This window comes from Acinetobacter sp. CAU_H_60 (genome assembly GCF_058599385.1).
In genome coordinates this window covers 525,660-548,569 of record NZ_CM178653.1, presented here as the reverse complement: position 1 = coordinate 548,569, position 22,910 = coordinate 525,660, and the positions used below count along the sequence as shown (strand labels likewise).

General features: G+C 43.0%; 21 protein-coding genes and 1 riboswitch. Of the genes, 10 read left to right on the top strand and 11 right to left on the bottom strand.

The window, feature by feature from the left end; translation table 11 throughout:
• Positions 1-322: 322 nt before the first annotated feature.
• A complete protein-coding gene (locus AC4MBN_RS02530; RefSeq protein WP_491880601.1) occupies positions 323-913 on the top strand; it encodes a dual specificity protein phosphatase family protein in 591 nt (196 codons plus the stop codon).
• Positions 914-918: 5 nt separating this feature from the next.
• Here the strand turns inward: AC4MBN_RS02530 and AC4MBN_RS02525 are convergent, their stop codons facing one another.
• The 4 genes from AC4MBN_RS02525 to trpA are packed head-to-tail and all read right to left on the bottom strand — an operon-like array spanning position 919 to position 4,916.
• Entirely contained in the window at positions 919-1,947 is a 1,029-nt protein-coding gene (locus AC4MBN_RS02525; RefSeq protein ID WP_411580945.1) for an SPOR domain-containing protein, read from the bottom strand.
• The gene (gene folC, locus AC4MBN_RS02520) at positions 1,938-3,221 is read right to left on the bottom strand and encodes a bifunctional tetrahydrofolate synthase/dihydrofolate synthase (protein ID WP_491880600.1); all 1,284 of its coding nucleotides are present in this window, start codon (positions 3,219-3,221) and stop codon (positions 1,938-1,940) included. The genes AC4MBN_RS02525 and folC overlap by 10 nt, the downstream gene beginning before the upstream one ends.
• Positions 3,218-4,114, bottom strand: coding sequence for an acetyl-CoA carboxylase, carboxyltransferase subunit beta (gene accD, locus AC4MBN_RS02515; protein WP_034169942.1), 897 nt, complete (start codon positions 4,112-4,114; stop codon positions 3,218-3,220). Before accD ends, folC begins: the two co-directional genes overlap by 4 nt.
• Before the next feature lies 1 nt (position 4,115).
• Positions 4,116-4,916, bottom strand: a complete 801-nt coding sequence (gene trpA / locus AC4MBN_RS02510) for a tryptophan synthase subunit alpha (RefSeq protein WP_004782187.1) — start codon at positions 4,914-4,916, stop codon at positions 4,116-4,118.
• Between the two features lie 365 nt (positions 4,917-5,281).
• Between trpA and AC4MBN_RS02505 the strand changes: the two genes are divergently transcribed.
• A complete protein-coding gene (locus AC4MBN_RS02505) occupies positions 5,282-6,613 on the top strand; it encodes a Na+/H+ antiporter NhaC family protein (protein ID WP_491880599.1) in 1,332 nt (443 codons plus the stop codon).
• Between the two features lie 40 nt (positions 6,614-6,653).
• Here AC4MBN_RS02505 and AC4MBN_RS02500 read toward each other — a convergent pair whose 3' ends face one another.
• A complete protein-coding gene (locus AC4MBN_RS02500; protein ID WP_491880598.1) occupies positions 6,654-7,691 on the bottom strand; it encodes a helix-turn-helix domain-containing protein in 1,038 nt (345 codons plus the stop codon).
• 140 nt (positions 7,692-7,831) lie between these two features.
• Between AC4MBN_RS02500 and AC4MBN_RS02495 the strand changes: the two genes are divergently transcribed.
• Entirely contained in the window at positions 7,832-8,710 is an 879-nt protein-coding gene (locus AC4MBN_RS02495) for a metal-dependent hydrolase (RefSeq protein ID WP_419365850.1), read from the top strand.
• 64 nt (positions 8,711-8,774) lie between these two features.
• On the opposite strand, the gene AC4MBN_RS02490 is transcribed toward AC4MBN_RS02495, so the two are convergent.
• The 3 genes from AC4MBN_RS02490 to AC4MBN_RS02480 form a co-directional block, all read right to left on the bottom strand.
• Positions 8,775-9,767: a DUF2804 domain-containing protein gene (locus tag AC4MBN_RS02490; protein ID WP_419365851.1), complete on the bottom strand. Its 993-nt coding sequence runs from the start codon at positions 9,765-9,767 to the stop codon at positions 8,775-8,777.
• A 363-nt stretch (positions 9,768-10,130) separates the two neighbouring features.
• Positions 10,131-11,375 carry a tryptophan synthase subunit beta gene (gene trpB / locus AC4MBN_RS02485; RefSeq protein ID WP_004782182.1) on the bottom strand — a complete coding sequence of 415 codons (1,245 nt, stop codon included), beginning with the start codon at positions 11,373-11,375 and terminating at the stop codon, positions 10,131-10,133.
• Entirely contained in the window at positions 11,356-12,000 is a 645-nt protein-coding gene (locus tag AC4MBN_RS02480; RefSeq protein ID WP_491876162.1) for a phosphoribosylanthranilate isomerase, read from the bottom strand. Before AC4MBN_RS02480 ends, trpB begins: the two co-directional genes overlap by 20 nt.
• 143 nt (positions 12,001-12,143) lie before the next feature.
• Positions 12,144-12,356: riboswitch (cobalamin riboswitch) on the top strand.
• Positions 12,357-12,394: 38 nt separating this feature from the next.
• Between AC4MBN_RS02480 and AC4MBN_RS02475 the strand changes: the two genes are divergently transcribed.
• The 7 genes from AC4MBN_RS02475 (at position 12,395) to AC4MBN_RS02445 (ending at position 19,950) form a co-directional block, all read left to right on the top strand.
• On the top strand, positions 12,395-14,218 hold the full coding sequence (locus tag AC4MBN_RS02475; protein ID WP_491880597.1) for a TonB-dependent receptor plug domain-containing protein: 1,824 nt from the start codon (positions 12,395-12,397) through the stop codon (positions 14,216-14,218).
• 95 nt (positions 14,219-14,313) lie between these two features.
• Positions 14,314-14,898, top strand: a complete 585-nt coding sequence (locus AC4MBN_RS02470) for a cob(I)yrinic acid a,c-diamide adenosyltransferase (protein ID WP_491880596.1) — start codon at positions 14,314-14,316, stop codon at positions 14,896-14,898.
• Between the two features lie 145 nt (positions 14,899-15,043).
• Complete coding sequence (locus AC4MBN_RS02465; RefSeq protein ID WP_104495371.1) at positions 15,044-15,757, top strand: glycerophosphodiester phosphodiesterase; 714 nt, start codon at positions 15,044-15,046, stop codon at positions 15,755-15,757.
• A 424-nt stretch (positions 15,758-16,181) separates the two neighbouring features.
• Positions 16,182-17,348 (top strand): acyl-CoA desaturase, encoded by a 1,167-nt coding sequence (locus tag AC4MBN_RS02460; protein ID WP_104495369.1) that lies wholly within the window; start codon positions 16,182-16,184, stop codon positions 17,346-17,348.
• Positions 17,349-17,486: 138 nt separating this feature from the next.
• Positions 17,487-18,932: a protein adenylyltransferase SelO gene (locus AC4MBN_RS02455; protein WP_104495367.1), complete on the top strand. Its 1,446-nt coding sequence runs from the start codon at positions 17,487-17,489 to the stop codon at positions 18,930-18,932.
• Between the two features lie 76 nt (positions 18,933-19,008).
• Complete coding sequence (locus tag AC4MBN_RS02450) at positions 19,009-19,383, top strand: MmcQ/YjbR family DNA-binding protein (protein WP_491876165.1); 375 nt, start codon at positions 19,009-19,011, stop codon at positions 19,381-19,383.
• A gap of 225 nt (positions 19,384-19,608) precedes the next feature.
• Complete coding sequence (locus tag AC4MBN_RS02445) at positions 19,609-19,950, top strand: GNAT family N-acetyltransferase (RefSeq protein ID WP_491880595.1); 342 nt, start codon at positions 19,609-19,611, stop codon at positions 19,948-19,950.
• 93 nt (positions 19,951-20,043) lie between these two features.
• Here AC4MBN_RS02445 and AC4MBN_RS02440 read toward each other — a convergent pair whose 3' ends face one another.
• The 3 genes from AC4MBN_RS02440 to AC4MBN_RS02430 all read right to left on the bottom strand — a co-directional run bounded on the left by AC4MBN_RS02440 (position 20,044) and on the right by AC4MBN_RS02430 (position 22,903).
• The gene (locus tag AC4MBN_RS02440; RefSeq protein WP_491880594.1) at positions 20,044-21,399 is read right to left on the bottom strand and encodes an amino acid permease; all 1,356 of its coding nucleotides are present in this window, start codon (positions 21,397-21,399) and stop codon (positions 20,044-20,046) included.
• Between the two features lie 219 nt (positions 21,400-21,618).
• Positions 21,619-22,125 carry a GNAT family N-acetyltransferase gene (locus tag AC4MBN_RS02435; RefSeq protein WP_491880593.1) on the bottom strand — a complete coding sequence of 169 codons (507 nt, stop codon included), beginning with the start codon at positions 22,123-22,125 and terminating at the stop codon, positions 21,619-21,621.
• A 91-nt stretch (positions 22,126-22,216) separates the two neighbouring features.
• Positions 22,217-22,903 (bottom strand): response regulator, encoded by a 687-nt coding sequence (locus AC4MBN_RS02430; protein ID WP_034704234.1) that lies wholly within the window; start codon positions 22,901-22,903, stop codon positions 22,217-22,219.
• Positions 22,904-22,910: the final 7 nt, after the last annotated feature.

The following is a 22,910-nucleotide window of genomic DNA, read 5'->3' as shown; positions in this document are numbered from 1 at the left end:
GCTTTAGTTATTCGTAAGACAAGCGAAACGCGTAGTCTCTAAAAGGTGGTACTTTTTCGCTCAAGAACCTCAGCTATGCTAAAGTTATACGGATAAGCAAAGTTACTGCTCTTTAACCATGACACCGAAAATTTAGAAAAAATTCTCCACCATGAAAATGAAGATCATCATGCATCAACCCTCATTTTCATGTTTTGTTTGATACCCACCGACGAGCCGGGTTTTCGAACTTTTCCCATCAAGCCTGTCTTCGGACAGGCTTTTTTTTGAAAAAGCCGATATGCTGTTGAAGAGAATGATTAAAAAGGTGAGTTAGGTTGCAATGAAAAATAATTATGTACTTCTTCTGGTTTCTACGCTTGTTTTATCTGGCTGTACTCCAGCGCTGCCTGAACAGGAACGCCCAATGCATTGGGGACAGGAACTGCATGAAGAACATAATTTTTATCAGATTAGCAATGAACTTTACCGAAGTGAACAGCCAAGCGATGAACTGACGCCCTTATTAAAACAATATGCCATTAATGTGGTGATCAACCTGCGTTCACGCGATAAAGATACGGATATTTTGTCAAATGAAGACCTCAAGCTTAAACATGTTCCCATTCATACCTGGGCTATGAATCGCGAGGATTTACTGAATGTGATGCAGTTAATCCAGCAGGCACGACAAAATAATGAAAAAATACTTTTACACTGTTATCACGGTTCAGACCGTACCGGTGCCAGTGTGGCCATGTACCGGATTATTTTTCAGAACTGGCGCATTGAAGATGCAGTACAGGAAATGAAGCATGGTGGTTATGGCTTTCATTCCATTTGGCGCAATATTGAAAAATTATTTACCCCTGAAAATGTAAAATGGATTCGCGAGCAACTCACGAATCCATCTACAGAAACTTCGATTAAGTAAGAAAATTAACGCTTATCTAGCGGCACCCAATCATTCACCCAAGCTGATTTCATATTCAAGCTGGCATCAGACGCGATTTTCTTACGCAGTGCATCTGCTGTTTCACGGTCTTTGGATGGACCCACCATGATACGCACACCTTTAGATGTCTGGCTCTTGGTGACCTTGTAGCCTTTGGCCCGCAGTTTGGCCGCAATGGCATCAGCATTGGCTTCATTGGCAGCCAATGCCACCTGCACCATCCACTGTTTATCACTTTCACCTTCAAGAAGTTTACGGGCTTTTTCAGCTTCAGCCTTTTTCTTGGCCTCTTCTGCTTTATGCTTCTCTTCAGCTTTGCGCTTTTCTTCTGCCTTACGTTTTTCTTCAGCAGCTTTATGCTCAGCTTCTTTTTTCTTTTCAGCCGCTTTATGCTCTTCCTCGGCCTTACGTTTTGCTTCAGCTGCCTTATGCGCTTCTTCAGCTTTACGTTTCTCTTCTAGCTTACGTTTTTCTTCTGCAGCCTTCTGCTCTGCCTGTTTCTTGGCAGTATCAGCTGAAGTTTGGGCTTTTTGCTGCTCAAGCTTCTGCTGTTCTAACTTTTTTTGTGCAGCAGCCTTGTCTTCAGCCAGACGTTTTTGCTTCGTCTGTTCATCTTCTGCCAGCTCAGGCGGAATATTGTCTGAACTTTGCTGTCCCATACGATGGGCATTCAAAGCGGCATATTCTTCAGCCGCACGACGTGCCGCATCTGCCTCAGCCTGCTGTTGCATGGCTAAAAATTCAGCTGCACGGGCTTCCTGTTCAGCCACTGCTTTTTCGCGGTCACGACGCTGCTGTTCCAGCAGACGTTTTTCTGTTTCCACATCAACTGTTAAAGAACCTAATGAATTATTGACTGTATCTTTTGATTCTACTTCTGCAGCCAATGCCGGGTTTTGCTGACGATCCTGATGAATTTCATTTTGGCCTTTCAGGAGTAATGCTGCCAATAAAACACCACCACCTAGTAAAACAACGCCACCCATCCAGCGTTGTTTGTTATTCATTGACATTCTTCCAAATACTCCCATACCGCTTCTAAGGTATGAAATGATCCACATACCAAAATCAGCTGATTATTCTCTGTTTCATCCAGCGCTGATTTAAAAGCTAATTTTACATTGTCAAATTGTTCTATCAATTCACCCTGCAATGCATCAGTCAAAAGTGTGACCTCTGCCGCACGTGGCACAGATAATGGTGCAATTTTCCACAAATGAACAGTGTCTTTCAACAACTTGACGACAGAATTTATATCTTTATCTGCCAGCATGGAAAATACACAAATGACTTCTTTGTATTTCTTGTTGTAATTTAAATAATTGCGTAATTGTTTTAACAGGAACTCTACCCCATGCGGGTTATGTCCGGCATCAAAAATTACGGTCTTATTCTGAATTTCTCGGACTTCAAAACGACCCGGCAATTTAGCTGCCTGAATTCCTTCCGCAATCGCTGTCTGGTTAACTTCCAGACCACTCAGCAAGATCGCTGCAACCGCTGTCGAAATATTATCCAGCGCCAGTGAACCTGTCGGCAATTTTAAAGTCGTACCTGACGATGCAAAAGCCCAGGTTTTACTATCTTCGAAAGCTTCATAGAAATAATCACGGTTGACCGCATATAACGGCGCATTGCATTCAGCAGCTTTATCCAGAATGGCTTGCGGAATATCTTGCTGACCGCCAAAAATCACGGGAATATTCGGACGGATAATACCAGCTTTTTCAAAAGCAATTTTTTCAATGGTATCACCGAGCCAGTCGGTATGATCCAGTCCGATATTGGTGATGACCGCAACATCCGGATTAACCACGTTGACCACATCCAGACGACCGCCCAATCCGACTTCCAGCACCCACACATCACACAGTTCATGTTTAAAAATCACAAATGCAGCAAGTGTGGTCGCTTCAAAGAATGACAGGCTTAAATCGCATTCGCGACGTGCCCGATCGACTTCAACAAACGCATCAATCAGTAACTGATCTTCGACTTCAACCCCGCGTAATTTCACCCGTTCATTGAAGCGATATACATGAGGAGACTGATACAGTCCGACTTTAAATCCCTGAGCATTAAGAATGGCAGCCAGAGTCGTGGTCGTTGAACCTTTACCATTGGTTCCGGCAACCGTCAGGACTTTAGCCTCCGGATTGATCACCCCCAGCTTTTCAGCCACAGGAATGACACGTTCCAGACCTAAATCAATCCCCGTAACGTGAACATGGCTCCAATAATCGAGCCATGTATCAAGTGAATCAGTTGCTAATGGTGCTGTGTTCAAGGCAGGTTCATCAATTTCGTGATAATACGATAAACTGTATCACGTAATGCATGACGGTGAACAATCTGATCGATTACACCATGATCAAGCAAATATTCAGCGCGCTGGAACGGTTCGTCCAGTTTTTCACGTACAGTTTGTTCGATGACACGTTTACCCGCGAAGCCGATCATCGCTTTTGGTTCAGCCAGATGCACATCACCCAGCATGGCTAAAGATGCAGTTACACCGCCGTAGACTGGGTGGGTCAATACCACCACATAAGGCAGACCTGCTTCTTTCAAACGCTGAATCGCTGCTGAAGTACGTGCCATTTGCATCAAAGACAGCATGCCTTCCTGCATACGCGCGCCACCAGAAGCTGCAAAACAGATCAAAGGCTGATGTGTTTCAATCGCACGCTCTGCTGCCTGCACAAAACGGTCACCCACTACGGTACCCATAGAGCCGCCCATGAAGTCGAATTCAAATGCGGTTGCAATCATTGGCACGCCTTTCAGCAGACCTTGCATCACAATCAGTGCTTCAGTTTCACCTGTTTTCTTTTGCGCTTCCGACATACGCTCTGGATAAGCTTTGCTGTCGACAAATTTCAGTGGATCTTTAGCAGTAAATTCCTGACCCATTTCAGTCTGTACCTGATCAAAGAACCAGTTCAGACGGTCACGTGCTTTCATTTTCAGATGTTCATCGCATTGTGGACAAACATAAGCATTAAATGACATTGCAGTACGTGTCACCAAAGCATGACATTCAGGGCACTCAATCGTTGGCTCTGTGAATGTCGCTTTTAGGGTGGTTTGCTCATCAGGTACATGAATGCCCGGAACAATACGCTCCGTCCATGGGGTCGATGGGCTCAGAATTTTGCCTGATTTCACTTGTTGACTCATACTATAACTCATCGAGCGCTGCTCGAAGCTCCTTGACTTTATTCACCGTCGCAATAACGGCTTGTTCTGGCGCGAGGGTTGCAAACTGTTTTACAAACGCACTTCCCACAATAACTGCATCGGCAGCAACACCCATCGCTTTCGCAGATGCAGCATCACTGATACCAAAACCAACGCCTACAGGAACATCTGTCTCTGCCTTAATTTTCTGAATACGTGCAGCTGCTTCAGATACATCTAATGTTGCAGCACCCGTCACACCTTTCAACGACACATAGTAAATAAAGCCACTGGCCTGTTTTACTACATGCTGAATACGCTCATCAGTTGAGGTCGGAGCCAACAGGAAAATCTGATCCATTTCATATTTTTCCAGTACTTGACCCAGATCTTGAGCTTCTTCAGGAGGAAGATCGACCAGAAGCACGCCGTCGACACCGCATTCATAGGCATAAGCCACAAACTTTTCATAGCCAATGACTTCAACCGGATTGAGGTAACCCATTAACACTACTGGTGTTTCGCGGTCTTTCAAGCGAAATTCTTTCACCATGTGCAGTGCATCTAGGGTATTAGTGCCACCGGCCAGCGCGCGTTCAGCGGCCAGAGCAATCACCGGACCATCTGCCATTGGATCTGAGAAAGGAAGACCCAGTTCAATCACGTCGACGCCAGCGTCCACCATCTGGTGCAGCAAAGGTACGGTTACCTCTGGATGCGGGTCACCAGCCATAACATAAGAAACTAAAGCTTTACGCTGTTGAGATTTAAGTTGTCCAAATCGTGTGGCTAAACGTGACATAGGGCTGAGCTTTCCTTAAGGTGTTTCAAACTTGAGACATTGACTATGTAGAAATACAAGACATCGCATTGTAACGCTATTTTTTGTACATTGAACAGTGTGCAACATCGACCTCTGGCATTTCATTTCCTGTGCGAGGATTTCAGAACAACCCGAAGGGATCTATTTACGATTATTTTGATTTTTTTCTCAATGATCAAAGATGCCTAATTTTGGCATTCCCTAAAATGTTGAATATTTAGATAAACTTATTTTTATCATGGAAAAATTAATAAAAATGCAGGTGTTAGCGCATTCATTTAAAGTTTTCTGAAATTGCAAAACCTGTTTTATACTAGCCCCATTCTCTTATTTTTTTATCTCCTATGCAGACTGACTCTGAAGGTACAGTGCAGGCACGCGCCATTGCACTGCTGCCGCTTATTGTATTTTTAACCATCTTTTTAGGTAGCGGGATCTATCATTCTCTTATCGGAACTGAATTTGCGTTTTATCAGATTAAAGCACCTGTTGCCGCCCTGCCCGCGATTATCTTGGCTGCATTAGTGTATCGCGGCAAACTCAACCAGGGTATTGAAGAATTTCTGAAAGGTGCCAGCCATCCCAACCTGATTCTGATGTTCATGGTGTTTATGCTAGCCGGTGCTTTTGCTAGTGTTAGCAGTGCCATTGGCAGTGTTGATGCCACCGTACAAATGGGCCTGTCTGTCATTCCTCCAAGCTTTGTGTTACCAATGCTGTTTGTGATCTCGGCATTTATTGCGACGGCGATGGGTACCTCTATGGGAACCATTGCCGCCTGTGCACCGATTGCCTTTGGCTTTGTACAAGTGACCGAGATTCCGGTAGTTTATGCAATTGGCGCCGTGGTCGGTGGAGCGATGTTCGGTGATAACCTGTCCATGATTTCCGACACCACCATTGCCGCAACCAGCAGCCAGAAAGTTCAGTTACGTGACAAATTCAGCGTCAATGTCTGGATTGCTGTGCCGGCTTCCATCGTCACGATTTTGATCTATATCTTCAATGCTGGCAGTTCCAGTCCAGTAGAATACAAGGACTTTAACTGGATCCTGGTCCTGCCTTATATTGCGGTCTTTTTACTGGCTTTTAGCCGCCTGCATGTTCTGGCGGTTTTAACCATCGGTGTCGTGTTATCGGGTTTATTTGGGCTATTTGCAACGCCAGACTTCAATATCCTCAAGCTGAACACTTCCATTTATGACGGCTTTGTCGGCATGTTTGAAGTGGCGTTGTTATCCATGTTCTTGGGTGGCCTGTCTGCGATCATGCAACGTGAAGGTGGCCTACGCTGGCTGATCGAACGCATCTACGTGCTGACTTGCTTATTTAAAGTGGGCCGTCAACGTGCCGGTGAAATCGGGATCAGTTTCTTGGTCGTATTTTCCAACCTGTTTGTGGCAAATAATACTGTCGCGATTATTCTGGCCGGGGACATGGCCCGTGAAGTGGCGAAAGAATACGAGGTTGATCCAAAACGTGCCGCCGCCCTGATGGATATTTTCTCCTGTGTGGTACAGGGCCTGATTCCTTATGGCGCGCAATTATTACTTGCCTGTTCAATTGCCAAGCTTTCTCCAGTCGAGCTAATCGGGGGCGTGTATTATTGCTGGATTCTGGCAATATTTGCAGTGATCGCAATTACTTTCCGGTACCCTAAATTAAAAACAGCTTAAATTAAGTCATAAGATAAAGCGGCCAATGACGGCCGTTTTTTTATGCCTGATCCTGTTTTAATTGTTTTCTATATTGCAATAAAGTCCGGCCTGTTGCCGCCTTATAGGCTCGGGCCAAAGCCGACTGGTCAGAATAATCCAGTTGCTGAGCGATCTCGGTCAGGCTTAGGGGCTGATGCAATAAACTTTCACAGCGCTTGATCCTTTCCTGTTCCAACAGTTTTTTAAAAGAAATACCCTGTTCATTTAATTGACGTTGCAAAGTGCGGGTCGATACAAACAGTTGCTCGGCCAGCTGTTCAATTTTAATGGCCTGCTGTCTGCTTCTTAGATGCTCCGCAACCACTTTTTGGGCTTGGCTCAAAATACTTTCCACAGGCGGTTTGGCTGCAATCGCTTCTTCAGCCTGACGAATCAATAACTGTAATAGCATTGGATCGGCCTGTTCCGATTTCAGGTTCAGTCCCTGTATATCCAGTTCAAAGCCATAATCCTGCTGTGAAAACTGCACTTCTGCAGCATAGAATTTTTGATAATAAATTTGGGCAATTTTCGGAGCATGGGCAAAACGCACCCGACGCAAGAGCAAAGGATGATCCTGCAAAATAAAACGTCCCAATTGCACCATGGCTGCGATGGTCAGCTCATTCAGCAGGTTATAACGCTCATCCTGATAGACCCAATATAACTCAATACTCTGTGCATGCTGTCTCAGTTGCAATGGGACAAATTCACTCCCATCAATGACCAGTCGCTGAAAACGCATGATGTAGCCAATGATCTCAGGAATACTGCTGCTTTTAGATACCATATAGCCCAACACACCAAAATGTTCTGGCCGAATACATTGCACAATTTCAAAAATTAACTGGGGGCATGCTAACTGTTTTTGGGTTCTTAACAAGATGTTATTGAGAAAATCCAGCGGAACTTGCGCATCAAAAGGCTGATCAATCAGTCCAATGAGCTGAGGTCGTAGATCTGCAAGAAACTCTGCAGTTAAAGGTTCTATATTTAAGCTACGCAAATAGGTGGCCCATAGCTGGATATAGCCATTGGAGATTTTGATGTCCTGCATGAGCGCGTCCCTGTCTCCGCTGCGAATGTATATTTTATTTTTCTCTGGCGTAAAATGTATAAAAATTGGCCATATCTGTCAAAACAATTTGTGCAATTCTGAACATACTGTCAGCATCTTCAGAAAAAGAATGAAAGCAGATGAACGCACCTTTAAAATCTTCCATACAGCCTGTGGTACGTAGTAATCTTGATTTTAAGCTGAGTGAAATTCCGCGTTACTGGTTTGGTGGCGATCCATTCCTGACCCGTATGTTTGATGCGCTCAGCCTGACTTTTCCGGATGGTGAACGTTATTTCATTCAGAGTGTGCGTCTGTTCCGCGACCAGATCAAAGATCCAGATTTACAGAAACGGGTAGCGGATTTTATCCGTCAAGAAGCCCAGCATGGCATTGCCCATGACAAGATGAATAACCTGATGCGGGAACAAGGCATGCCGGTCGATCAGTTTATTCAGCGCTTAAACAAGATGTTTAAATTTGAACTGGAAAGACGTTCACCTCAATATAACATTGCCATGACCGCTGCGGCTGAGCATATGACGGCCCTCATGGCAGAAACTTTCTATTCTTATAAAGACACCTTGAGAGAAGCGCATCCTTATGTACGCGCCCTATTCGCCTGGCATGCGATTGAGGAAATGGAACATCGTGATGTGGCCTTTGATGTCATGCAACAGGTCGGGGATGTACCAGAAAATCTGCGTAAATTTACCCTGGCGTGGACCAGTGCATTGATGATCGGCTTTACCATTTATCGTGCCAATGTGATGTTAAAGCATGACGGATTTACACCTCGCCAACGTCTACAGATGAATATCCGTGGCCTGCCATGGTTCTTTGGCAAAAAAGGCACGCTGACCCGTATGAGTAAACAGTATCGTGACTGGTTTAAAAAAGACTTTCATCCAAGCCAGCATCCGGTGATTGCGCAATATGATATCTGGATAAAGACGCTGGCTGAAACCGGTGATCCCATTCAGGCTGGAGAAGCACTCTGGCAAGCTGCAGAAGATTGAATATAGAAATCAAAAAGCCTTCAGAATCGAAGGCTTTTTTAGATTTAGAAGTTGGAAAAATGAATTACCATTTAGCATAGTGCTGTTCTAAAAGTCCATATTCATTGACCAGTACAATATCTTGGCCATCTTGCCGGATAGTACCAGATACTTTCGCTTGCCACTGGCTAAACTGACTGCCGACCAGACGCAGATTCAGATTTTCATAACGGCGCCAGCCTGTGTGTACATTCAGGTTCAAACAGCCATCTAATGACTGGATGTTCCAGCGTTCGTCAGATTCCTGCTGAAACAATACATCCGCCACAGGATAAATTTTGCCATTTACCCACAAACAGTTTTCATTGCCAAAGCTTTCATTGACGCCGGAAGCGAGATTGATCCCGATACGGTTACGATTGGTATCCCAGAAATTACAAGATAGCCAGAACCAGGCAGTTTCAGGACGCAAAAAGCCGCAGGTATCATCCAAAGAGGCGAAGGTGCGCTCATTAAACTGGATGGTTTCACCCTGCTTATTTACGAAATAACCTTCACAACCCAAAGTGGTCAATTTCTGGGTATAGGTCCAGCCATTGATTCCGGTCGGACTGCACATACTCAGCGGATCTGTACCTGCACAGAAAATTCGGGCACTAAGCTTGATTTCACCATATTTGGTCACATGGATATAACGCACCCCATTGGCATGCTGGATATCAATCTGAAAGGGAGATTTATGAAAATAACTATGATTAAACAATGGCTGTTCATCTAGCACCGTATTGCGCGAGAAGAAATTGATCGCATTCCATTCCTGTACTTCATTGGTGCTATGATTATAGATATAGAAAAAACTGTGCCCGGCCCAAGCGATATCCGCAATTGCAAGGCCAATCGTATAATGCTCGTGTTGAATACTACAGAATTTAAATTTTTTATATTTTAGTTGCTTACGCCATCCCTTGAGTACATCACCATAGGGATTTTTGTACTGGTACGCATTGTAATCAATACTTTTTGGAATTTCCTTGAAACGTCCGTAACGTGGTTGTCCATTTTCCTGAATTAAATCCATTAAGACATTCCATCTCAATCAAAAACTATTTTTACTTGAAGCTATTATGCCGATTATTGAGATTTGATAAAGAATTTTTTAAAACCGTTCGTCAGCTCTTCCGGCCAATTCTGCTTAAAATAACTATTTTAATTTTCTGAATGAGAAACTGATTTTTTGCTGTTTTATCCAGAACTTGAATAGTTTTTATCCCATTTTTAGCCAGATTGCTTCTTGCTCTTCATCTTTAAAAATTTTCTTATCTATAAAAATAAAAAAATCGTACTGAATAGCTTCAATACGATTTTTCTTAATCCACCCTACCCTCCTTTTAGAAAGGAGGGCTTTCTTTCCTCTTTGAAAAAGAGGGGGCCGGGGGAGATTTTACATCTCAACCATTTCCACGCCATCAATACGGGCAACAGTCATTAAGTCTTTATCACCACGACCAGAAACGGTGGCAATAATGATTTGATCCTTGTCCATAGTTGGTGCAAGTTTAGTGACATAAGCCATGGCATGTGAACTTTCAAGCGCAGGAATGATCCCTTCGATCTTGGTCAGGTCACGGAAACCTTGTAACGCTTCCTGGTCATTGATTGGCACGTAGTTCACGCGTTCCATATCTTTCAGGAAGCTGTGTTCCGGACCTACACCCGGATAATCCAGACCGGCAGAAATTGAATGCGTTTCAATGATCTGTCCTTCTTTATCAGACATCAGATACGTACGGTTACCATGCAGTACACCGACGTGACCCGCATTCAGTGGTGCAGAGTGCTTGCCAGTTTCGATCCCTAAACCTGCCGCTTCAACACCATACATTTTCACATCCTGATCGTTCAGGAAAGGATAGAACAAGCCCATTGCATTCGAACCACCACCGACACAAGCAACCAATGCATCTGGAAGACGACCTGCCTGTTCCTGAATCTGACGGCGTGCTTCACGGCCAATAATAGACTGGAAGTCACGAACCAATTGTGGATATGGGTGTGGACCAGCCACCGTACCAATCACATAATAAGTTGAGTCAACGTTAGTAACCCAGTCACGCATCGCTTCGTTCATGGCATCTTTTAATGTTTTAGAGCCACTTTCTACAGGAACAACTGTTGCACCCAGCAGACGCATACGGTAAACGTTCATCGCCTGACGTTTCACGTCTTCGGCACCCATGAACACCACACATTCAAGGCCTAAACGTGCTGCGATGGTTGCCGTTGCAACACCATGCTGGCCTGCACCTGTTTCTGCAATAATACGTTTTTTGCCTGAAAGTTTAGCCAGTAAAGCCTGACCAATCGTGTTATTTACTTTATGCGAGCCAGTATGGTTCAGATCTTCACGCTTCAAGTAAATTTGTGCGCCACCCAACTCTTTTGACCATCGTTCAGCATGATATAAAGGACTAGGACGACCTACATAGTAGGCTAGATCACGGTCGAATTCTGCCAGAAACTGTTCATCATCTTTCATGCGGAAATAAAGCTTTTCCAGATCTTGTAAAGCCGCCATCAGAGTTTCTGACACAAAACGCCCGCCATGGATACCGAAATGTCCACGCTCATCCGGGAATTGGGTATAGTCAATCACGGGCTTGTTGTGATTAGTACTTTGCTGATCCACGATGGACTCCTTGCATAAAGCGTTCTATGAGTTGTTGGTCTTTTATACCTTTTGCGGATTCGACACCACCACTAACATCAACAGCATAAGCCTGTGTGGTGTGAATTGCCTGCTCGATATTGTCCGGGTTTAAGCCCCCAGCCAGGATCAAGGGAATATCTAATTGAGGAAAGGTGCTCCAGTCAAAGCTGTGTCCGGTGCCACCTTTTAAATCAGGATGCCAAGCGTCTAACAGTACTGCGCTGGCCCCTGCTGTCTGATAACGTTGAATTTCAGCAACTACGTCCAGATCAGGTTTGACCTGAATCGCTTTATACCAGCGACGCCCAACCTGCTTTGCGATAACCTGACATTGTTCCGGGCTTTCATCACCATGAAACTGCAGAATATCCAGCGGAACAGTTTTTAAAATATCCTGGATTTTATCTGCCGTACTATTAACAAATAAGCCAACCACTTGAATATAAGCTGGTACTGCTTTGACCAGCACTTCAGCCTGTGCCTGAGTCACGCTACGTGGACTCGGTGGATAGAACACAAATCCAATGGCATCACAGCCGGCATCAGCAACAGCTTGGACATCTTCAACTCGGGTGATTCCACAGATTTTGGCACGGGTTCGCATATAGTGTTGGCTCTGATTTACCAAGATATCAAGTAATCTATAAGATTGGGGTGAATCATTGTAATGCAAATCATCGATCTTGCGTAAAGTTCATACGGATTATTCTTGATCTTGATTGTTTAAGTCATAAGCAAACCTTATACTTGCTACAATTTGCAACGAGTCAAGGCCTTAAGGCTTTAGGGAAGTTGGTGCAAATCCAACACTGCCCCCGCAACGGTAAAAAATGAAAAGCTTGTCTTTATAAATCTTCAGGATTTACATCACTGCATCAATTATGTGGGAAGGTGGATAAGTAAGTATGAGTTTCAATACTGCATTTAAGTCCGGATACCTGCTTGTTGTGTTCTTTAACTCAATCATTCACGGGGAGTGAATGTATGGAGCACATCTCATGTCTATTCCATTTCAACCTACTGCCTTGGTAGGTGCGATCGCACTTGCGTTGGGTTTTACTTCATCTGTTCATGCCGCCGAGCAAAAAGTTGCAAAAGCCTCTTTAGATACCATTGTAGTCACGGCAACTCGCTCTGCAGAAAACATTGAAAATGTACCTGCGCGAATTTCAGTGATTGAACCTGCGACTCTTGAGCAATCCTCTATTGCTTCATTGCCAAACTTATTGAAAAAAGAGGCTGCTTTAAACGTCGCTCAACTAGGCGGTTATGGACAACAATCCTCTATTTTTATGCGAGGCACAAGCTCGTCACATACACTCGTTCTGCGTGATGGCATGCGATTGAATACTGCTTTAAGCAGTTCAGCTTCTCTCCCTTTTATTGATACTACCGATATCAAGCAAATTGAAATTCTGAAGGGTCCAGCATCAGTTTTATATGGTACAGATGCCATTGGCGGCGTCATTCATATGATTTCTAAAACACCTGAACAATCAGGTGCATTTATAACAGGTGAAATTGGCGAGAATAAAACTTACAAATCACTCGTGGGTGCCGATTTAGCTGAAGATGGTTTTTATGCCCAAATCCGTGGTCAACGCCTGGAAACTGACGGAAAATCTGTTCTAGATGATGAAGATGAAAATTACTCCTTTGATCAAAAAGGTTTCAGCACAAAATTTGGCGTCCACAAAGACCAATATGGCTTATCTCTCGATTACAGCCAAAATAAAGGCACAAGTGATTACAATGCAGGTAGCCTCACTTCACAAGATTTTGAAAATGAAATGGTTAACCTGAGAGGACGAATTAACCTAGGCTCACAATTAGAACTCAATGCTCGCTTATCCCAGTTTGACGATCAATTAGATCAAAATGCTACGAATTATCTAGGTCAGGTCGATTATTCATATAGCACTACTCAAGAAGCAGAATTGTATGCCAAACTCAATCTAAATGATCAGCATCATATTTTACTAGGGACAACGCATAGCAATCTTGATGGTGATGTTCTTTCTTATGGAGTTGCCTACAAAGGTGATGTTTCCTCTCAAGGATATTACACACAGCATCAATATCAATCAGATAAACTCAATACACAACTCGGCATCCGTGTTGAAGACAACGAAAAATATGGCTCTCATACTGTAGGGCAAGCTGCTGCACGTTATGCAATATCACCTCAACTCAGCGTCTATACGAATATTGGTTCAGCTTTTCGTTCACCAAACTTAAACGAGCTGTACAGTGGTGAATCTGCAAATCCAAATTTAAAAGCCGAAGAAAGTCTGTCTTATGAAATTGGCTTAGACCAGGCCCTCACTCAAAACTCATCTGTTTCATTTTCCGTGTATCAAAACGAAGTGGATAACATGATCCAAAAAGTTGATGGCAAGTTAAATAATATCAGCGAAGCAACGCTTCGTGGTGGCGAGCTGGCATGGAACTGGAAACAAGACGATTGGTTCATCGATACTGCTTTTGCGTATGTACAAGCTAAAGATAGCAAAACGAATATTGAGTTAGCTAAACGACCACGTCAAACCCTCACTCTGACCACAGGTTTGGAAAATGAAATTTATGGGATGAGTGCTTCTCTTATTGCCCGTTCCAAGTCAAAAAGCTGGAGTGATTCAGACCATAATCCGGGCTATGCGACCGTCGATTTAAATGCTTACTGGAATATCAACCCACATGTCAAAGTATTTACCAACATAGAAAATGTCGGTGATGTGCGTCATAAGATCGAATACAACTGGAATAATTATTATGTTGATGAAGGCCGCCTCGCTTCTGCCGGCGTGACTTTTAAATATTAAGCTCATTCCAATCCAAGCAAATACTTTTGAGAATCATGTCATGCCTGTGGCATGATTCTTTTTATTTACAGCATGCAATAATTTAAGGAACTCTCATGGGTCACCGTTTAAGTAAAATTTACACGCGCACAGGCGATTCGGGCACTACCGGACTGGGTGATGGTTCACGTGTAGCCAAAGATGATTTGCGTATCATAGCGCTGGGTGATGTCGACGAACTGAATGCCGTGATTGGCGTATTACGTGCACAAATTTCAGCAAGCACAATTGAAGATCAAGCCGCTTGGGATAAATCTTTAAGCCTGATCCAGCACTGGTTATTTGATCTGGGCGGTGAAGTGTGTATTCCAGGTTTTAACTTAGTTCAACCAGTCTCGATTGATTTTCTGGAAAATGACATCGACCGTATGAATGAAGCTTTGCCGATGCTGAAAGATTTTATTTTGCCTGCGGGTACTTTAGTTTGCAGTTTCGCCCATCAGGCTCGTGCTGTATGTCGTCGTGCAGAGCGCAGCGTGATGTCGGTTCACTCACGCGACCAGAATATTCAGGCGACTTCCCTGCAGCTATTAAATCGCCTATCTGACTGGCTGTTTGTGGCTTCACGCACCTTGCAACGTGTTGAAGGTGGTTCTGAGGTGTTATGGCAAAAAAATATCAACGAAACCATTGATCAATAAATCCGCTAAAATGTATTAAATTGCACGGAAAATTCTGCGCCAACAGTATTTGCAACAAAGTGTTTCAGGCGCAGAATATTGCAATACTCCTGTCACAACTCTTCATCATTATGTTTTCATCTTCACTTCTTCAGGTTATCGCAGCATGCGCATAATCGGACATCGCGGTGCGCGTGGGGAAGCGCCTGAAAATACACTAGGCGGTTTTCAATATATTCAGGATATCGGGATTCGTGCGGTTGAATTTGACGTACGCCAGCTTAAAGACAATGCCCTCATCATCATGCATGATGATAACTTTGTACGAACTACCGGTTTGCAGAAACCCCTCTACGAATGTAGCCGTCAGGATCTCAGTCAATATAACCACGCAGTGAAATGGTCAGAATGGAATAAGGTCGAAGCGACCCCCATGCTGGATCAGACCTTAACTGTGATTCACAACTTTGACCATATTGAAGTCGAAGTCAAAAGTGTAGCGAGCCAAGCCGATGCCGAAAAAATCACGCTTGAGCTTGAACAGCAGTTACAGGGTTATGAGCAGTCAGTTGTGATCACTAGCTTTGATCCTAAAATCCATCAGGCCTTGCAGCAGCAAAATTCCAGTTTAAAGCGTGGCCTTCTGATTGAAACAGATGTGAAATATCAGGCGATTGATCAAGCCTTGGAACTTGGCTGTTGTCAGATTGGCTGGATGAATGAACTAGCCAGCAAAGATATTATTCAAGCCACACAAGCTGCCGAACTTACCATCAGCGTCTGGACCGTAAATGATGTTAATCGTGCCAAAGAATTGCGTGACTGGGGTATTCAGGGTCTCATTACCGATTACCCGAAGTTAATGATGCAACATCTTTAAGTAACCCAAAATACAAGATTCTATACATAGATTATTTTTCTTTAAGCCTTGAAAAATAATTTAAAGAAGAATGCCTGTCTGTAATCTTGTTTAACTTTGGGTTACGGGTTTGCTTACAAATTTATTTCTCTGCAATCTAGTAGAAAAAATGAACATTCATTTGACTCATTTTAAGAAAATAAATTTGATTAAAAGCTTCAAAAATCTCAGTGATTTACTCGGAAATCAGAGCCTGTCTAGCCCGCGAAAATGGTAGTTTTCATCCTACTTATTCTGTTACCGATAAGTACAATACAACCGTACAATAATGCTAGTGATGCCCTAGGGGGCGTGCTAATATGAATGACTTAACCGCTGTTAAAATAAACAATAGCGGCCTCTGCTTTTTGTTATACCTTCCCAGGTTCCAGGAGTGCTGTTGGAGATGAATGCTCCCCTACCTCAAGCCCCAATTAACTGGGTCGCTGTGTTTGCTCTGGTAGTTTTACCCATTGTAGCTGTTATCGCGATTCCGTTATATGCGTATCACCATGATTTTAGCCTTGCCGCTTGGATCAGTATGTTTGTTTTGCTCGGCGTTAGTAGCCTGGGGATTACAGCGGGCTATCATCGTCTTTGGGCACATCGTGCTTATGAAGCGACTTTACCTTTAAAAATCATTTTAATGATCATGGGTACCTTTGCGGTGCAGAACAGTATTCTGTACTGGGGTTCAGGTCACCGTACCCATCACCGTCATGTCGATGACGTGGAAAAAGACCCATATTCAATTAATAACGGCTTCTGGTATGCGCACTTGGGCTGGATGCTGCGTGACTACCCTGCTGCAGAGCCAAACTACAAGAATGCACCAGACCTGCAAAACGACAAAGTCGTTATGTTCCAGCACAAATACTATGTGCCTCTAGTCATTGCAGTACATGCTGCGATTCTATTGCCAATTGGCTGGGCTGTAGGCGATGTCTGGGGTGTATTATTATTGGGTGGTCTGGTTCGTTTGATCCTGAGCCATCACGTGACCTTCTTCATCAACTCACTCTGCCATATGTGGGGTTCACGTCCTTATACGGATGAAAACACTGCACGTGACAACTTCTGGTTAGCGATTGCGACTTGGGGTGAGGGTTATCATAACTATCATCACATCTTCCAGTACGATTATCGTAATGGCGTAAAATGGTGGCAATATGACCCAACTAAATGGTTAATCTGGACTTGCTCTAAACTGGGTCTGGCTAAAAATCTGCGCCGTATTCCAAGCTTTAATATCAAAAAAGCTGAACTGGCAATGAAGTTTAAATATGCTGAGCAGGATCTGGCGGTATATGGTCATAATGTCAATGAAGACATTATCAATGTAAAAAGTAAGATTGCTCAGGAATATGAAGCCTTTACTCAAACATTGAATGACTGGGCCAAACTGAAAGAACAGGAAATTCAGGTGAAAAAGGCTGCTGTGGCAGAAAAGATTCACCAGATGGATGATAAACTTAAAGTTGAATTCCAGCTGGTTGAACAGCGTCTTTCCCATCATCGTGAAACACTGAATCTGTTAGTACGTAATTTGAAAAAAGCGCCTGTCTCTCAATAAGATTTAGATTCTCAAAAAAGCTCCTGAAATCAGGGGCTTTTTTTATTTCTACTCGTCTTACTTATACTTTCCTTTTACAACAGTTTTAAACAAAGATCTTTGTTATATTGCTTCTATTGCCTAAGTATTTTAACTGCCATGTATTTTAATTCCCGATATCAAACTCTCCCTTCTCGCCTTTATCATCATCAGCCCCCACTGCCTTTAAAAGGTGCTAAAGCGGGACATTTTAATGCTGCACTTGCTGAGCAACTGCAATGGTCTGAAGAAGATAAAGCACAATGGGTCGAAATCTGTAGTGGTCAAAAAACCTTTACTGAGTTTGAACCTTTGGCCATGGTTTATGCTGGCCATCAGTTTGGTCAATGGGCGGGTCAATTGGGTGATGGACGTGGTCTACTGATCGCCCAGATTCTGGATAAAGATAACCAGACCATTGACCTGCATTTAAAAGGTGCTGGTGCAACGCCTTATTCACGGATGGGAGATGGTCGTGCAGTCTTACGCTCGGTAATTCGGGAATATCTGGCCGGACATGCCTTAAATGCGCTAGGTGTAGAATCCAGTAATGCGGTTGGTTTTACCTCTTCCGCTCAAGGTGTACAGCGTGAAAAACTGGAACCGGGCGCGATGCTATTACGGACGTCTGACTGTCATATCCGGTTTGGACATTTTGAATGGATCAATCAGTATCAGCCAGACTTGCTGCCTGTATTCACACAAAAATGCATGGAATGGCATTATCCGCAATGTCTGCAAGCAGAACAGCCTATTCTGGCATTTGCTACCCAAGTGATTCAGCGCACGGCAGTGATGATTGCCAAATGGCAACTGGTCGGATTTGCGCATGGTGTCATGAACACCGATAACCTGAATATTACCGGTTCAACGCTAGACTTTGGCCCGTATGGGTTTATGGAGCGGTTCCGTCCCAACTGGATTAATAACCACTCGGATTATCAGGGTCGCTATACTTATCAGCAGCAACCAAGCATCGGCCACTGGAACTTGTGGATGTGGCTGAATAACCTGATTCCATTATGTCCTGAAAACTATGATGAAGAACAATGGAAACAGGATCTGGCCCAATGTCTGGAACATTATGAACCAACCTTCCTGGAACATTATAAGCATGGCCTAAACCAGAAAATGGGCTTACCGAGTTTTCACAAAGACAGCTTTGACTGCGCCATGGCTTTTCTCAGAATCTTGCAAAGCGAGCAACTCGACTATACGCAAAGCTTTATTCGCCTGCAGAATCATGAATATGAAGCAATCAAGGATGATTGTTTGGATCGCCGTCAGTTTGAAGCATTCCTGACTCAATATGAAGCGATCCGCGAACATCAGGATATTGAAGAATTAGATGCCGCCATGCAACTCGTCAATCCACACTATATCCTGCGCAATCACATGGCACAGAAAGCAATTGAACTGGCTGAGCGGGATGACTTTTCCGAAGTCGATCGCCTGTTTAAATTATTGAGTCAGCCTTATTTAAAACAGCCGGATCTGGAACACCCTGAAGATCTAGGGCCATTGCCGAGTGATGTACCTGAAGTCATGGTAAGTTGTTCATCTTAATTTATTCACAAGACGACTAAAAACTGTGGATAATTTAAGCATTATCCACAGTTTTATTTCGGTTTATTCATAACTTATGACCTTACATCAAATCTCAGCACAGATAGCGATAAGTTTACCTGAAGTCACTGTGACTCAGCCTTTCGGTGAAGGTTGTGATGTATTCAAAGTGCTAGATAAAGTCTTTATGCTTCAGTTCTATCTTCAAGGCAAAGCTGTCATTAATTTAAAAGTAGCGCCTGATCATGCTGCTATGCTGCGAGATATTTATTCTTATATCCATGCTGGCTGGCATATGAATAAACAACACTGGATTTCAGTGTATGAAGATAATCAACTGGATGAATCTCTGGTTGAGGACCTAGTACAGAATTCTTATGAATTAGTAATATCGAAATTAAAGAAAGCAGAAAAAGTACGAATTGAATTATTACGAACATTAGAAAAATAAGTGCAGATACTGATGATCAAGATCAAGCCAATAACATTAAGGACAAAGCGTTTAATTCTCCGCTCCTACCACTGTGGTGATGAAATCAATTTATTTCAAAACTATTTCAGCGATCTAGCAGCTTCAAAATATTTGCAAAGACATCCACATCAGAACCAAACTCAAACTCGACAAACTATAGAAAACTGGGCAAGGTAAAAGTGGGAAAACTCAGATCCTGAGTTTATGTGGATTATTGCAGATCATTTAACTCAGCAACCCATAGGTATTTTGATCTTTATACAAAGGCATGACATTGGGGAAATTCACTTCGGGCTTGGAACTTCTTATCAGAGACAAGGTTTTATGTGTGAAGCGATGACTTCGGTAATCCAATTTCTAAAACAGACTAAAAAACTCAATAAAATTGAAACCTTTTGTGCTACTGAACATTTAGCGTCAAGACAAGTATTAGAAAAAACAGGTTTTCATAAACAGCAACTGCTTCGTGCTTGGACCATCTTTCCTTTATTGGGAAATGACCTTAAAGACTGTATTCAGTATATTCTGCCACTAAGATCAAAATAAACCTTAACTCATCTAAAAGCTTTAGATATTGCGACAATATGAAAAAAGCCCAATCATTTCTGGTCGGGCTTCTTCTGATTGGAGATTTTAGGCTTAAGCATTCCTTTTATTCAGAAACTTAAACACGCCAAACAACACCGCAATCCACACCGGCAACATCAACACTGACAACATAAAGCCTTGCGTCCACATGATGTATAGAATCATCAGCATAAAAGCTAAAACAAAATAGTTGCTAAACGGCGCAAAGATCGCTGGGAATCCGGTTTGAATCCCCTTTCGTTTGATGGCTTGTCTAAATTTCAAATGAATCAAACTGATCATCATCCAGTTCAATACCGCAGCTGCTACCACAATATAAATCAGGTAACTCAACGCTTTTTCAGGCACAAAGTAATTCAGAATCACACAGCCAAAGATCAAAAATGCTGAGAACAATACCGCAGCCACAGGCACACCATGTTTATTTACGCTCTTAAATAATTGTGGTGCATTCCCTTGTTGAGCCAGCCCCATCAACATACGGCTATTGGCATACATGCCACTATTACAGACTGAAAGTGAAGCAGTTAAAATAATGAAATTCAGTAAATGTGCAGCCCATTCAATCCCCATCTGGCTGAAAATCATTACAAATGGACTATGATCTAAATCGCCTAAATTCAGCTGATTCCATGGTACGAGTGAAAGTAATACGGCAAGCGAGCAGATATAAAATAAAAATACCCGAATCACAGTTTGATTCACAGCACGTGGAATGTTCTTGTCAGGATTTTCGGTTTCTGCCGCTGCCATACTAATCAGCTCAATACCACCAAAAGCAAACATCATAAAAGCGAGCATATAAAACAGCCCATCAAAGCCATTCGGAAAAAAGCCACCATAAATCCATAAATTGCTGATCGAAGCGGTTGAGGTTGCATCAGCAGTGAGGAGCAAATATATACCAAAGATAATCATTGCAATGATGGCAAAGACTTTAATCATCGATAGCCAGAACTCAGATTCACCATAAATTTTGACATTGGCCAGGTTGGCAAGGGTTACTGCCAAAAAGAAAATAAGTACAGACACCCAAGCTGGGATATGTGGCCACCAGTAATTGATATATTTGCCAATGGCGGTCAGCTCTGTCATTGCGACCAGAATATATAAAATCCAGTAATTCCAGCCGGTTAAAAAGCCTGGAAATTTACCCCAGTATTCAAATGCAAAATAACTGAATGAACCAGTCACAGGCTCATGCACAATCATTTCGCCCAACTGGCGCATAATTAGAAATGCAATCAAACCACCAATCAAATAGCCCAGAATAATAGAAGGTCCTGCGGACTGAATAATCTGTGCAGACCCCAAGAATAATCCGGTTCCAATGGCCCCGCCCATAGCAATCAGCTGGATATGACGGTTCTTTAAACGGCGCTGTAATTGCGGTGTTTCACTCTCCAAGACACGCTCTCATGATGAATAAAAAACCGAATTGTAACGGGTATCCAACTAATCAACTAATACATAAATTTAAGTTATTAATTATTAAACTTTTATTTTTTGTATTTACTAAGATCAAAAGAAATATAAATAATTGATTTCATAATACATGCTAGTTAAAAACTATTTAACATTTTAAAACTCCCTAACTTCTAAATAGAAATAGCTCTTTTTGATGAATTATTGCGTCGCATTAAACGCCTCATGGTAAACCACTTCCCCATGAGGAATAGATCCATTAAATGCAATGACTTGAAAGTATTCTGGTGGAACATCCTTGAGGTAAAGTTCTGGAAAAACCTTAAACCCGAAACGACCATAATATTGAGGATCACCGAGCACTACACATCCTTGAGCACCTAACTGTTGCAGACGATCTAAAGCTGCCTGCATAAGTAAAGTGCCGATTCCCTGTCCTTGTTTTGCAGGTAATACCGAAATTGGGCCAAGACCGTACCAGCCAGTTTCACCTGAAGAGATAGTAACAGGTGAAATAGCCACGTGGCCAACCAGCTGGTTATTTTCAAATGCAACTAGAGAAATAGTCAGTTGATCTTGCTTGCGCAAAGCATTGACAATAAATTGTTCAGTATGACTTGAATGGGCAGCATTTTGAAAAGCTGCTTGAGTCAATGCAGCAATGGCTGGAATATCTTCTAACTGTTCATCCCGAATGATAATTTTCATTATTTTGGCTCTCTTATATTGATCATTTTCAGAAATAAAAAAAGCGAACAAACCAAGAAGTCTATCCACTTTTCTTTAACGAATTCGAATATCAGTCTTCAGGATATTCAAAACGATAACCTACCCCATAGACGGCCTGAATCCATTCATGACGGTTTCCGGTTTCTGCCGCATCTGAAATTTTACGACGCAGGTTTTTGATATGACTATCAATCACACGGTCTGCCACATCAAAACTGTCCGGATTGATATGATCAAGTAGCTGCGCACGTGAATACACTTGGCCGACATGCTCCAAGAACAACTCTAGTAAACGGAATTCAGTCGGGGTCAGGTTCAAGGCTTTTTGCTGGTACCAGATACGCTGTTGTGATTTATCCATACGGAACAAATCATTGCTTTCCGGCTCAGCTTTACGGTCTAAACGGCGTAATACGGCCTGTACACGGGCAACCAGTTCTTTTGGACTAAATGGCTTACAGATATAGTCATCCGCGCCCATATTCAGGCCCAGTACACGGTCAATTTCTTCAGTACGCGCAGTCACCATAATGATCGGCAAGTCTGACTGTTCACGTACTTTACGGCAAATGGTCAGACCATCCATACGTGGCACCATCAGATCCAGAATCATCAGGCTCGGTTTACGCTGGGTAAAACTGTTATATGCTTCTTGCCCATCATGAAACACGCTGACTTCAAAACCAGCAGCCTCTAGATAATCTCGCACCAACAGGGCAAGTTCGACTTCGTCTTCAACCAGCATGATATGTTTCATGAATATA